Source organism: Yoonia sp. MH D7, assembly GCF_054439475.1.
Map to the genome: position 1 here is coordinate 122,389 of NZ_JBTJCF010000001.1, position 13,361 is coordinate 135,749.

A 13,361-nucleotide genomic window follows, 5' to 3' on the forward strand; every position below is an offset into this window, starting at 1 on the left:
CTATATTGACCCATGTGTCGCCGCGAAAAATACCGCAGTAGCTGAAGGATAAAACATGCCATTTGAAATTTCAAAACCGATGCGTTTTGGCGATTGCGACCTGACCGGAATTGCCTATCACCCCGCCTATTTGTCCTATCTGGTGGATGTAAATGAGGCCATGTTTGCCTCTTTTGGGGTTCCGTGGAAAGAGTTGATGTTTGAACGGCACCTTGGTCTCCCGAGCGTGAAAATGAATATCGTTTTCAAAAAACCAGCGGTCTACGGCGATACCTTGAAGTTTGCAGTGCATGTAAAACGCATCGGCCGTTCGTCGGTAGAGCTCTATACCGTGGTGACCGTTGACGATTATGTCATTTGGACCATTGAGCAACTCATTGTCATGACCTCGACCAAGGATCACAAATCCCACCCATGGCCTGATGACTGCCGTGTGGGTCTTGAGAGATATTTACATCCTGAATTGAATGATGCACCGGCCTAGGCCAAACGTTTAAAACTCGCCCGATTTCACCCCCGCGCGCGCGGGGGGGGCGCATTGCGAAACCGGCGAGACCCCTACTTGCAAGTTAAGCGTATCGCAAGAGCTATGTAGATTTCCAAATTTTAATCCTTGACTAATTGAAACCTAAAGTACTTTATTGAGGGTAGTTCATATAGGATAGGGAAAAATTACTTTGAATCCAAAGTTAAATACACTTTTTTCAATTTCTGGAGCCATAGCTGGGACGGGTTTTGGTCTGCTTGCGCTAATCGTTACGGCAGACATTCTTATACGGAACTTGGGTTTGGCCAAATGGCCTTGGCTTAATGAGCTAACTGAATATCTATTGACCATTTCAACCTTTGGTGGCGCGCCGTGGGTGCTGCGTCAGGCAGGGCATGTCAATGTTGATATCCTGTTGCGTGTGGTGCCTGCGTCCATTGCCAACCTTTTATTGCGTGCTTCTTATGCGTTGGGTCTGGTTATTTCCGTCATCATTACATGGCTGGCAGTTTCTGCCGCTCGCGATAGCTTTAGCTCCGGTTCAATCGTTTTCAAGAACCTCGTCTTCCCCGAATGGTGGATGATGGTCCCTGTAATCTGGTGTTTTGCGTTATGCAGTCTTGAATTTCTGATGCGCTTCACTTCGGGAGAAGACCAATGATCTGGTCGCAAATCCTTTTGATGATGATCTGCCTGCTCGCGATACAATTCGCAATCGGATTACCAGTGGCATTCGCCTTTCTTGGCGCCAACCTTATCGGTGCCTGGATATTCCTCGGGGGTGAAGCCGGGCTTGTGCAACTGGTGCGCAACGCATCCGGTTCTGTCAATTCTTTCGCATTGGCGCCCATTCCACTATTCGTTTTGATGGGTGAACTGTTGTTTCACACGGGCCTAGCATACAAAGCGATTGACGCTGTAGAAAAGTTGCTGGTGCGCCTACCCGCCCGGTTGGCCTGTGTGACCGTCGTGGGCGGAACCACGTTTGCTGCGCTTTCGGGATCTTCCATCGCCAATACAGCCATGTTGGGCGGAACGCTATCGCAAGACATGTTGCGCCGTGGCTATTCACCCACGCTGACCTTCGGACCTGCCATGGCAGTTGGTGGAATTGCCGTCCTAATCCCACCTTCGGCTCTCGCCGTCATGTTGGGATCATTGTCAGGCATATCAATATCACAACTGCTGATTGGTGGCCTCCTTCCCGGTTTGCTTATGGCGGTATCGTTTCTAGTATTCGTTATCCTGACGGCAATCTTATCACCGTCCAGTGCCCCGCGCGAGGACAAGACAGTGGTTCTCAGCAAGCGGGAGCGCTATGTCCCGTTCCTCAGGGACGTCGTGCCATTATCCGGGATCTTTTTCGCTGTGATCGGTGGCATGCTGTCGGGTATTGCCACGCCAACCGAAGCGGCTGCACTTGGATCCGTTGCGGCACTGATTGCGACGATAGCCTACCGCAAGCTCAACTTAAGAAATCTCGTAAAATCGTTGATGGAAACAGCCAAGGTTTCAATTTCAATCCTTTTCATCATCGTCGCGTCGATGACGTTCTCACAGATTTTGTCCTTCTCAGGTGCCACGTCGGGCTTTATGCAAGTCATCCGCGATGTCGATCCCACACCAATGGTCCTAGTTCTCACAATGTTGGGCATTATCTTGGTCATGGGATGCCTGATCGACCAGATTTCTATCATGATGATAACCTTACCATTCTTTATGCCAATCGCCCAATCTGCTGGGATTGATCTTGTCTGGTTGGGGTTGATGATGTTGGTTGCTATCGAACTAGGCCTTTTAACGCCGCCCTTTGGGTTGCTGCTGATGGTCATGCAAGGTTCCAGCCGACAAACGCCGCTTTTGCAAATCTACAAAGCGGCAGTGCCTTTCATTTTGATCGAATTGGCTGTGTTGGCATTAATGTTTCTCGTGCCTGCATTAACGATGTTCTTGCCCTCTCTGCTCAATTGACCACCACAGCAAACCAACGGAGACAAACAATGACTTTCAAGACAAAAACATTTGTACTTGCCACAACGATGGCAATATCAGGTATCTGCGGAACGGCCCAAGCGGAGGAAGTAGTCCTTCGAGCGGTATCAGCATTCCAGCTCGGCACCGTTTTCTATGAACCTTTTGAAAACTTCATAGACCGTGTGAACGAGAACGGCAAAGGTATCGTGCAGATCGAAGTCATCGGTGGACCGGAAGCAATGCCACCTTTCGAAGTGGGTAACGCGCTCCGCGGTGGGATCATTGATCTTGCCAACACAACAGCTGTGTTTCACGCGAACCTCGTTCCCGAGGGGCTGGCCATGACATTGACAAATATGTCGATGCAAGAGCTACGTGAAAACGGCGGGTACGATCTGCTTGATCAGCTGCACCGGGATAAAGCCAAAATTCACTGGTTGGGGCGCCTCACACAGAATATCCAGTATTACATCTATTTGTCGGAGCAACCCGATGGAGTCGATTTTGAGGCATTGAAAATCCGTTCTGTACCGGTTTACCAGTCATTCTTTTCTGCACTCGGGATCACGCCGGTACAAACTGCCCCAGGCGAAGTCTTCACTGCACTGGAGCGCGGCACAATTGACGGATACGCTTGGCCGTCGCTGGGTGTATTTGACCTTGGCTGGCAGGAAAAAACTGCTGCACGGATCGAACCCGGCTTCAACCAGGTCGAAACAGGGGTCTATTTCAGCGATGCTAGCTGGAATGAACTGTCCCAAGAGCAGCAAGACTTCCTAACCGAGCAGATGGTCGCATTCGAAGGCGAGGCGGATCGTTACACCGCGCTTGCCGATGCAGAATTTGCACATCAGGCCGAGTATGGCATCGCGACTATCCAGTTAGAAGGCGAGCAGCTGGACGCGTTCGTCAAGATGTCCAACGAAGAGGGCTGGAAACCTGTCATGGCAGCTAGCCCAGACGCTGGCGAAAGACTTCGCGAACTTCTGGTAAAGTAAGCAACTGGTGGTGTGGCTCCGGTCGCACTACCTTTCACGCAATCGTCCACTACTGTCGAAATCAGTCTTGGCAATGCGGAATTCACGGCCGCACGCAAGTGTTAGCAACCGGATCGGGTTGCGTGAAGGACAGGCGTGGCAGCGCTTCAATAAGCTTAAGTGAGAAAACGTCATGCAAAATCCGGTTAGCACTCATGATTATCGCAAACTCGCACAACGACGGTTGCCGCGCATGGTTTTCGACTTTCTGGAAGGCGGTGCCGAAGACGAGCGTGGACCGGTCCGCAACCAGACATCCTTTGACCGATTACAGTTCTTACCACGGCGACTTGTCGATGTGAGTCAACGCAGCCTTCAGGCAACATTGTTCGGTCAAAGCCATGCTATGCCACTCTATCTTTCGCCCACTGGGTTAAATGGTATTCTGCGGCCTGGGGCAGATGCAATGTTGGCGCGGGCAGCAGCGGCCAAGAGTATTCCTTTCGCGCTTTCCACAGCGTCCAATATGTCAATTGAAGAAATCGCAAGGGCGGGAGATGGCGAAAAGTGGTTCCAACTCTATGTGATGGACCGCGAAACCGCCAAAGTTATGTGCCGTCGCGCACTTGATGCAGATTATTCCGCGCTAATCCTAACAGTGGACGTACCTGTCAATGGCTACCGGGAGCGTGACATGAGGTCACGCTTTGGTGTGCCGCCATCCTATAATCTCCGGACGTTGATCGATGGGGCACTCCATCCACTGTGGTCTTTTGATCTTTTGAGAAATGGCATTCCTAAGCTTGCAAACTTTGAGACCTTAGAGACGCCTACGCCGGAGCAACAAGCCGCACTCTTGCAGCGGAAGATGGACGCCAGTTTCGATTGGGATGCGCTGATTGCCTTGCGTGATATGTGGCCAAGACGTCTTATCGTAAAAGGCCTCATGCGCATAGAGGATGTCCAACGCTGCGCAGCACTGGGGATTGACGCAGTAATTTTGTCGAACCACGGCGGGCGGCAAATCGACAGTTGTGCTGCACCAGTCGATGTCTTGGGCGACATTTGCGAGGCGGTTGATATGCCGGTTCTGATCGATAGTGGTGTCCGGCGGGGTGCTGACGCGATCAAATGCCTATGTCAGGGTGCGGCGATGGTCGGAATTGGGCGCGCGATCCTATACGCCGTAGCTGCGCGTGGACAGCCGGGAGTTGAGCATCTGATTGATATCTTTACGGACGAAATGGACCGGACGCTCGCGCTAACTGGTGCGCAAAACCTATCCGCCTTAACGCCCGACCTTCTGACCGACGCGGCTTTGTCTCACAAAACTGTTTAGTGTTGTTGCTCCCCTTTCCCCGCACGGGCTTAGGCGATTATTTCAACACGTCATTTACTAGCGTTTGGTCCACATGATTCAAGCCGCTTATCTGTCCACGGCCTTTGTCATTTGAGCGGCCTTTGCAAACGCTTGCCATCGAACAGCTTGCCGCACGGGCGCTTTTCATCTTGTTCGGCGTTGCGGGGCTGATGTTTTGACGCAGCTTCCGCGCATTCAAAACATGGTCTTGTTGCCCATACAGCGAAAGGACTAGAGTAGCCCATGGTCGAAAAAACTCCCAATAAGACATGTGCGATTTGCGGAAAACCTTTTCATGCGAGCGACTTGCGCCCCTATGAAGTTATTCGTCCAAGTTTGAACCGAATGATTTCAAATTATTTACCAAATTGGGGACCATGCGCATCGATTTGCCAGTCCGACCTGCGCGAGATGCGTGCGCGCTATGTCGAAAGTATAATGGAAGTCGAGCGGGGCGAGTTATCGGAGCTTGACCGCGAAGTGATCGAAAGCTTGGCGAAGGGCGACGTGATCACGCAATCACTCTCCGAAAATATTGTCGAAAACGCAACCTTCGGAGAGCGCGCGGCCGACAGGGTCGCGACGTTCGGTGGGAGTCTGTTCTTCTGGATCGCTTTGAACATCACGGGTCTGCTGTTTAAAGTAATTGACCCTTATCCGTTCATCCTGCCGAACCTTGCCCTTTCGAGTTTGGCGGCTGTGCAAGCACCTGTCATTATGATGAGCCAGCGCCGGCAGGAGACAAAAGATCGCCTGAGGTCAGAGAACGATTACCGGATCAATCTTAAGGCAGAGCTGGAAATTAGGCAATTGCACGAAAAGACCGATCACCAAATGGTACACCAGTGGAACAAGTTGGCGGAACTTCAGCAAATCCAAATCGACCTGTTAGAGGACACCGCCCGTGCAAACTACTAGCGCTGAAGCCCACCATATGCGACGCATCCTGACGCATCCTGCGTGGCGCATCGCAATCCCTGTTTTCATCTCGGTCTTGGCGCTTTATGTGATGCATCGCATGTCGGCTGATATCAATTTGGCAGCGGTAAAAAGGGAAGCTGGATCATATCCGCTTTATGTTCTTGGCCTCTCGTTTGGGGCGACTTGCCTTAGTTACCTTTCCCTCTCACTTTATGATGTCTTTATCTTGCGGCAGGTGTCCGAGGTTCGGCGGCCGCTTGGGGTCACTATGATGACAGGGGCCAGTAGCATGGCAGTGTCTAACATGCTTGGCTTGTCGTGGCTGACGGGTGGTGCCTTAAAGTATCGCGTCTATTCCGCATTTGGCGTAGATATCGGCGCGGTTACGCGGTTGATCTCGACCTCTTGGATCGCTTTGTTCGTGGGCGTTTTGATGATCGTGAGCATTTTGATGATTGCGCATCCGATTGGCTTGTCCGAAGTGATGTCGATGCCCAAATCCCTTGAGGTGGCCATTGGTATTGCGGCTTTAGCCGCGATCTGCGGATATTTCATCTGGACAGAAAAAGCGCCCCGTACGATCGTTTTTGGCGCTATGAACATGCCTTTACCGATAGTGAGCGTCGGGGCAAAAATCGCGGCTATTTCTATCGTTGATTTGGTCGCAACAGCAGTGACGCTATATGTCTTGATGCCCTCGGACCTTTCACAAAATTTCGTTTTGTTTTTTATCATTTTCGTCGCAGCTTTGGCCTTGGGAATCTTAAGCAAATCTCCTGGTGGGCTCGGTGTGTTTGAGGCCACGATCATTGCAGGAACCGGGGCGGCGGGACGCGCTGACGTCTTGGCAGCACTCGTGATGTATCGCGTCATCTATTCCATCTTGCCGTTTGTTATTGCTGTCGTCGGGCTTGCTGTCGCTTGGGTCTTGGCGAACCGGCAACAAGCGAGCGCCACATCACGCGTGGTATTCTCTGCTATTCAGCCGATTGTTCCGCTCGCCGCCGCCAGTCTTGCGATGCTGTCTGGTGCGGTCTTGTTGGCCTCTGGGAACCTGCCATCCGATCCAAGCCGCCTCGGCTTCTTGCAAGGAATTCTCCCCCTTCAATTGGTTGAAACGTCCCACCTGTTGGGAAGCGTCAATGGCGTGCTCCTGTTGGTTGTTTCTCGTGGGTTGTATCGTCGGATGGCTCGCGCTTGGCTTGTGGCAATGGTGCTACTTAGTTTGGGTCTTCTTTTCTCGATGCTCAAAGGGTTCGATTGGGAAGAAGCCGTCGCAATGGCGAGTTCTGCACTGGTTCTTTGGGTATTTCGGGCTGCGTTTTACCGCGCTGAAGTCGTCGGTGGGCTACGATTGAATTGGAAATGGCTGCTGAGCGTTTCGCTGCTTGTGGGGGCCATTAGCTGGATTGGTCTATTCGCATACTCCAACGTCCAATACTCGGATGCTTTGTGGTGGCAATTCGCGTGGAAGGGTGACGCCTCGCGCTTCTTACGCGCAACATTTTCCGTAGCGGTGGTATTGGCGGCTCTGATGCTGAACTCACTGCTGACCAAGCAAACAACACGGCTTCGGTGCGAACCTATCCCTGATGTCGTGCGTCGTTTAACTGCAGAGGCTACAAATGCAACGGCGGGGACGTCTCTGAGCGGTGACAAACGATTTATCGTGACCGTAGATGAGCGCGCCTATATTTCTTATGCCGATACTGGCAATACACTGGTGTCCAAAGGGGACCCTGTAGGCGAGAAGGCGGCATGCGTTTCTGCAATTTGGCAGTTGCGTGAACTGGCCGATCTTATGGGGCGGCGATGCGCATTCTATGCTGTGTCAGAACGGTTTTTGCCAACCTATCTGGATCTGGGTTTACAGGTGTTGAAAATCGGGGAGGTTGCCCGCGTTGATCTGCGTGATTTTACCCTCGACGGGGCGCGCCGCAAATATTGGCGGCAAGCAAAGGCACGTATCGGGCGCGATGGCTATGTATTTGAGGTGATCAAAGCTGCCGATCTGGGCCCCGAAATCGAGAACCTGCATGCTGTGTCAGATGCATGGCTGGCGCACAAAAACAGCGACGAAAAAGGATTCTCTTTGGGCTGGTTCCACCCTGACTATATCAAGAACTTTGACCATGCCGTTTTGCGTAATATCAAGACGGGAAAGATCACCGCTTTCGCCAACCTCATGCAGGCGGGTGATAAATCAGAGTTAACTCTCGACCTGATGCGCTATGACCCGACAGGCCCCGCCATGGCGATGGATGCCCTTTTTGCCGAGATGATGCTTTGGGGCCAAGATCAGGGGTTCTCTTGGTTTTCGCTCGGTTCGGCGCCGCTCTCGGGCTTCGAGAACCGCAAACTGGCGCCCGCGTGGCACCGCGTTGGCAGCTTCCTTTACGAGCACGGAAACCAGTTTTACCACTTCGAGGGCCTGCGCAGTTTCAAGCAGAAATTTGGCCCCGTATGGTCACCACAATATTTGGCAAGTTCAGGTCGTCTAGATGCGGCGCGCGTCCTGTATGAAACAAGCCTTTTGGTGTCACGCGGGGTGAAGGGCATGAAAAAGGGTGGAGAAGAGACATGATCGCCAACGACGCGGATCACTCTTCAAATGAGCGCACTTTTCTCGCTTGGGTTCGTACCGCAATTGCCGTGGTTGAGTTTGGCATCGGTGCGACACGCATTGGATCATACGCAGGTATCGGGTTGGTCAGAAGCGGCGCCTTTGCTCAGCGGTGGGATCGTGATCATCATTACCTACATTCGTTTGAGCAAGGTGCGGGCTTGGATCAAGGCGCAAGAGGTATTTGGCGACGATCCGACGGTTGCTGATGGCTTGTTACCTTGTCTGGTATGCTGGTCATTTTTACCAGTCATATCAGTTAAGTCGCTTGATTGATCGGGATACTGTCTGGCACGATAAGCGGTTGGTTTAGGCTCGCCGCTCTAACCTGATGGGGTGGATGGCTCTTGCTCCAACCGGCGTCGTAATGCGCTATACTGCAAGTGTCGAAATCTGCATAGAGAGGAGCCACCCCATGGAAGTTACCACAATCGGCCTAGATTTGGCCAAGAACATTTTTCAAGTTCACGGGATCACTAAAGACGAAGAGGTCGCCTTCAACAGGCCTTTGAGACGGGCACAGTTGTTACCGTTTCTCTCCAAGCTTGCACCCTGCCTGATTGGTATGGAGGCTTGTAGCAGTGCGCATCATTGGGGGCGCGAGCTAACAGCGTTGGGCCATGATGTCCGGCTGATCCCACCGATTTATGTCAAACCATATGTCAAACGCGGAAAGTCTGACGCCATTGATGCCGAAGCCATTTGTGAAGCGGTAACGCGTCCTACGATGAGGTTTGTTGCGATAAAAACCGTTAAACAACAAGCTTTGTTGTCGCTCCATCGCGCACGGAGTCTGCTCATGCGCCAACGCACACAGCTGATCAATGGCTTGCGTGGCATGGTCGCTGAGTTCGGGGTTTACATCGCGAGGGGCCTCGCGCGGGTCATTGGGTTTGCTGAGGATATTTTGATGGGTGAAGTACTGGACTTGCCCGAGATCGCCAATGAGGTGATCCATAACCTTTGCGAACATCTCATGGCGCTTCACACGCGGATCCGATGGTATGAAAACCGGCTCAAGTTGGTCGCCAAAGAAGATGCGCGGGTCCGTTTGTTGCGCACTATTCCCGGTGTTGGCGCTGTGACCGCCTCGGCAATCATCGCCAGCATTGGTGATGGCCATCAGTTCAGCAATGGCCGCGAGTTTGCAGCGTCGTGCTGAAAGCACGCCTTTGGCGTGACGCTGGGACTGACGCCCGCGAACAAATCCAGCGGCGGCAAAGAGAAGCTCGGGCGTATTACTAAAATGGGCGATCAATATTTACGATCATTGTTGGTCGTTGGCATGACATCGCTTGTCCGACAGACCAAATCGCACCCGGAGCGCGCAAGTAAGTGGCTGATATCGCTGCTGGAGCGAAAACCCGCACGCTTGGCGACTGTCGCCATGGCCAACAAGACCGCTCGGATCGTCTGGGCCGTTCTGACCCGCAACGAACCATATACACCGCACACGGTCTAAAGGAGGAAGAACAACGAGTTAGCAAGACCCGCGAGATGATGGTGCATAAGTCTGCCGCCAAAACCAAGACACCCCGTCGAATGTCCCGGGCGCAATTGCCCGCTAAGCTGTAAGGGACTTGGTTTGCGGAACCCATCAGGGCCAGCGGTCAAAACCGCGCAAACAGGCCGGACACATGACTGCTTCTGACTAATGCACAAATCGGATCAAATATGTCTTGCTATGCAAGAGCCATCCACACACGACCTTCGCTGCGGGAACCACCACTGGGCCGTTCCTACCATTGCTCGAAATGTGCAGCTGCGCCACCGTTCCAATTCGAACTTCGGTCAAACCTGTGAAATAGTGTCCAAGTCGAGCTCCCGCAACGAACGCCAATGTTTAGACAGCGCGAGTAGCTTTCTGCTTTGTTAATAGCGTGGATGATGAATTCCGTTCAGGCAACTAATAGTAGCCTTGCCGTACAGCGGGAAAGTGCCTCGACAGCGGCCCAGAGACACAGTGAAAGGCAGGCAAGCATAAGAAGGGCGGCAAACATCAGTGCGGTTTGACCGCGGCCGTTCGACATGAGCATGAGATGCCCCAAGCCTTGGGATGATCCGACCCATTCACCGATCAGCACGGCCAGTGGGCCGTAGACTACCGCCAACCTGAGCCCCGATAGAAGGCCCGGGATTGCGTGGGGCAGGCGCAAAAACCGCATCTCGCGCCAACGGTTTGCACCTGACAGGTGTGACAGATCGCTTAGTCCCGCAGGCAGCGCCATCAACCTGTCAAAAAGTGCAGATGCGATGGGAAAATAGGTAACAAGGGCGATTGTTACGACTTTGGACGGCATACCATACCCGAGCCACAGGGTAATCACCGGGGCAAGCGCAAAGACTGGCACCGCTTGGGCCACTACCAACATCGGGCGCAATAACCACCGTGCGCGCTGTGACAAGGCCAATAGCAGTGCGGTTTCGATACCCAGAATTATGCCGGTGGCGAGTCCTAAGCCCAAATTTCCCGCCGACCATAGGGTGTTTCGCCATAAGAGCCCTGCGTTATCCCACAGCGCTTGGGCCACCAAGATTGGACCGGGCAGTATAAATCGTGGCACACCGCTTAGGCTGACTGCCGCCTGCCAGATTGACAGAAACACTAGCAGGACAAAAAGGCCGCGCAATAGGGGACGTGTAGCGTTCAGCATCACGCGACACCCTTTACAGTAATCTGACGCATACGCTGTAGGAGTGCCGCTTGTGCCGAAAGCGTGCAGGCAGCGTCGGGCGCGCGCGGTGGTGCTGTGGGCGGAAGCGTGCAGGGCGAAATACCGGTTTGCGTGACAATCCACGCAGCATCTGCCAGCCGCACCGCCTCAGACGGGTCATGGGTGATCAAAAAAACGGTGCGCTCTGCAAGTAATTCAGTCGCTAAATCTTGCGCTGCGTAGCGGGTCATTACATCCAGCGCCGAAAACGGCTCGTCGAGCAGAACGATGGCGCGATTCTCATATAGTGTGCGGGCAAGCGCCACGCGTTGACGTTGCCCGGCAGACATTTGTGCAGGTTTGCGGCGTTCAAAACCGGCAAGTCCCACATCTGCCAGCAGCCCCGCGGCGCGATCCTGTTGTACGCCTTCACCTCTCAGACGCGCGCAGATCATGATGTTATCCAGCGTGCTCGCCCATGGGAGCAGCTGATCATCCTGCGCCATCATTGCCACGCGGGGGCCGATTGGCGCGCCGTCGCCTGCCTTAATATACCCGTCCAGATGGGCCGCGCAGGGCAGTCCTGCAATCAATCGGAGAAGCGAAGTCTTTCCGACGCCGGAAGGGCCTAATAGGGCGCTCCACCCTCCGGCGATCAGGGTGATGTCGAACCTGTCGATCAGCAGGTTCTGCGCCACATGCAGCGCCCCGCGAATGTGGATAGCAGGTGCGGTCATGCGCTGGGCGGGCTTTGCGCCATGTCCCAGAACCCGATTTCCAGCTGTGTAGCTGTGGTAAAACGCGATTGCAGCGTTTTGGCGCGTGGCAATTGGTGCCAATCCGGCCCCAGCCGACGCAAGAGCGCACTGTCCAAAAGCGCGCCGACACTTTTGCACAGCCCTTGGAATTCATGCCCCGCGTACATATCACACCAAGGCGCGTACGGGCCGGTATTGCCTGACAACCGAAGGCCGATTTCGCCGTACCCCAACACGCAAGGCGCAAGCGCCGCCAGAAGATCCAACAGATCGCCGGAATATCCCGCCTCAAGGACATAGCGCGTATAGGCCAGATTTCCTGGCTCTTCGGCGGTGGCCTCAAGGGCGTCGCGGTCAATGCCTTGCGCTGCACATGTTTCTACATGCAGCGGCATTTCCACATGCACCAAGGCATGTACAGTGGCACTGGCCGCAGCCATTTCATCCAACGTTTCTGCCTTTGCCGTCGCCAGCGCCCACGCGCGGGCAAAGTGGATCAGAAATACATAGTCCTGTCGTAGATAGTGCAGATAACTTTCTTGCGGAAGCGATCCGTCGGCCAAGGCTTCGACAAAGGCGTGGCGCGTATAGTTATCCCAATCGCGTGCTGCACCTGTGCGCCATAGCGCAAAGGCGTGGCCATAGTCGGGGGCGCTCACGGTGTCACCTCGGCGGTGACATCAACCACCAGATCGGCGGCAGGGATGGCCGTGTCTACAGCGCCTTGCGCGATCAGGAACGCCTCGAAGCGGTCATAGCGTCCTTGGTCGACTGCTGCAGGGCGGGTGGCAAAACGCGGCCATGTATCGCCCCATGCACGCGTGTTGAGTTCGTTACGCAACTCGGCGTCAGAGGCAAAAAACACCTCGCCTGTCGCTTGTGGGTCATTCAGGATGTCGGTGGCTGCGCGTTCGGTGGCCAACAGAAAACGTGAGATCTTGTCACGGTTCAGATCCTGCGCGTGGGCCACATAGATCAATTCGTCATAGGATGGGACGCCTTCGGCTTCGGGATAGAAACAGCGCCCTGCAATTCCTTCGATATCCATCTGGTTCAATTCGAAATTCCGGAATGCACCGATGACGCCATCCACCTGACCAGACATCAGGGCAGGCGAAATGGACCAGCCGATATTGATTTGTTCCACGTCTTTCAGGGGGACATTACTGTTGGTCAGCATTGCCTTGAGCAGCATCTCTTGAACACCTGCTACGGCAAAGCCGACCTTGCGCCCCGCCAGATCGGCGATAGATTTCACAGGACCATCCGCGCGCACGACAAGACAGGTCAACGGGGTTTCAATCAAGGTGCCAACGCGCACCAGATCAAGCCCTTCGCGGCGATTCAGGTGCAGTTCGGCTTGATAGCTTACCGCCAGATCGACGCGACCTGCCGCCACCATACGCGGAGGGTCATTGGGGTCAGCTGGGGTGACAAGCTCTACCTCCAGACCGGCGTCTTCGAAATAGCCCAACTCTTGGGCCAGAATGATCGGCCCGTGATCGGGGTTGATGAACCAGTCCAGCATGACGGTCAGACGGTCTTGGGCAATTGCAGGTGTTGCCAAGAAGGCAAGGGCGATGGGAATGAGAAGATGTTTCACGAAT

12 protein-coding genes and 1 pseudogene are annotated in these 13,361 nt (G+C 53.9%); 9 read left to right on the forward strand and 4 right to left on the reverse strand.

Going from position 1 to position 13,361, the window contains the following annotated elements; genetic code table 11:
• The first annotated feature begins 55 nt into the window (after positions 1-55).
• From ACXLHR_RS00580 to ACXLHR_RS00620, 9 genes and pseudogenes are all read left to right on the forward strand, one after another.
• Positions 56-484 (forward strand): acyl-CoA thioesterase, encoded by a 429-nt coding sequence (locus ACXLHR_RS00580; protein ID WP_458789615.1) that lies wholly within the window; start codon positions 56-58, stop codon positions 482-484.
• A gap of 193 nt (positions 485-677) precedes the next feature.
• Complete coding sequence (locus ACXLHR_RS00585) at positions 678-1,148, forward strand: TRAP transporter small permease (RefSeq protein WP_458789616.1); 471 nt, start codon at positions 678-680, stop codon at positions 1,146-1,148.
• A complete protein-coding gene (locus ACXLHR_RS00590) occupies positions 1,145-2,458 on the forward strand; it encodes a TRAP transporter large permease (RefSeq protein WP_458789617.1) in 1,314 nt (437 codons plus the stop codon). Before ACXLHR_RS00585 ends, ACXLHR_RS00590 begins: the two co-directional genes overlap by 4 nt.
• A 29-nt stretch (positions 2,459-2,487) precedes the next feature.
• Positions 2,488-3,459 carry a TRAP transporter substrate-binding protein DctP gene (gene dctP, locus ACXLHR_RS00595; protein WP_458789618.1) on the forward strand — a complete coding sequence of 324 codons (972 nt, stop codon included), beginning with the start codon at positions 2,488-2,490 and terminating at the stop codon, positions 3,457-3,459.
• A 172-nt stretch (positions 3,460-3,631) separates the two neighbouring features.
• Positions 3,632-4,777, forward strand: coding sequence for an alpha-hydroxy-acid oxidizing protein (locus ACXLHR_RS00600; protein ID WP_458789619.1), 1,146 nt, complete (start codon positions 3,632-3,634; stop codon positions 4,775-4,777).
• Between the two features lie 366 nt (positions 4,778-5,143).
• Positions 5,144-5,716 (forward strand): DUF1003 domain-containing protein, encoded by a 573-nt coding sequence (locus ACXLHR_RS00605; RefSeq protein WP_458789620.1) that lies wholly within the window; start codon positions 5,144-5,146, stop codon positions 5,714-5,716.
• Positions 5,703-8,303: a bifunctional lysylphosphatidylglycerol flippase/synthetase MprF gene (mprF, locus tag ACXLHR_RS00610; protein ID WP_458789621.1), complete on the forward strand. Its 2,601-nt coding sequence runs from the start codon at positions 5,703-5,705 to the stop codon at positions 8,301-8,303. The genes ACXLHR_RS00605 and mprF overlap by 14 nt, the downstream gene beginning before the upstream one ends.
• Entirely contained in the window at positions 8,300-8,551 is a 252-nt protein-coding gene (locus tag ACXLHR_RS00615; RefSeq protein ID WP_458789622.1) for a DUF202 domain-containing protein, read from the forward strand. Before mprF ends, ACXLHR_RS00615 begins: the two co-directional genes overlap by 4 nt.
• Before the next feature lie 206 nt (positions 8,552-8,757).
• Positions 8,758-9,804: pseudogene (locus ACXLHR_RS00620) on the forward strand (IS110 family RNA-guided transposase).
• Between the two features lie 436 nt (positions 9,805-10,240).
• Here ACXLHR_RS00620 and ACXLHR_RS00625 read toward each other — a convergent pair.
• The 4 genes from ACXLHR_RS00625 to ACXLHR_RS00640 are packed head-to-tail and all read right to left on the reverse strand — an operon-like array spanning position 10,241 to position 13,357.
• Complete coding sequence (locus tag ACXLHR_RS00625; RefSeq protein WP_458789623.1) at positions 10,241-10,996, reverse strand: ABC transporter permease; 756 nt, start codon at positions 10,994-10,996, stop codon at positions 10,241-10,243.
• A complete protein-coding gene (locus ACXLHR_RS00630) occupies positions 10,996-11,733 on the reverse strand; it encodes an ABC transporter ATP-binding protein (protein WP_458789624.1) in 738 nt (245 codons plus the stop codon). The genes ACXLHR_RS00625 and ACXLHR_RS00630 overlap by 1 nt, the downstream gene beginning before the upstream one ends.
• Complete coding sequence (locus ACXLHR_RS00635; protein WP_458789625.1) at positions 11,730-12,413, reverse strand: TenA family protein; 684 nt, start codon at positions 12,411-12,413, stop codon at positions 11,730-11,732. Before ACXLHR_RS00635 ends, ACXLHR_RS00630 begins: the two co-directional genes overlap by 4 nt.
• The gene (locus ACXLHR_RS00640) at positions 12,410-13,357 is read right to left on the reverse strand and encodes an ABC transporter substrate-binding protein (RefSeq protein ID WP_458789626.1); all 948 of its coding nucleotides are present in this window, start codon (positions 13,355-13,357) and stop codon (positions 12,410-12,412) included. The genes ACXLHR_RS00635 and ACXLHR_RS00640 overlap by 4 nt, the downstream gene beginning before the upstream one ends.
• Between the last annotated feature and the right edge of the window lie 4 nt (positions 13,358-13,361).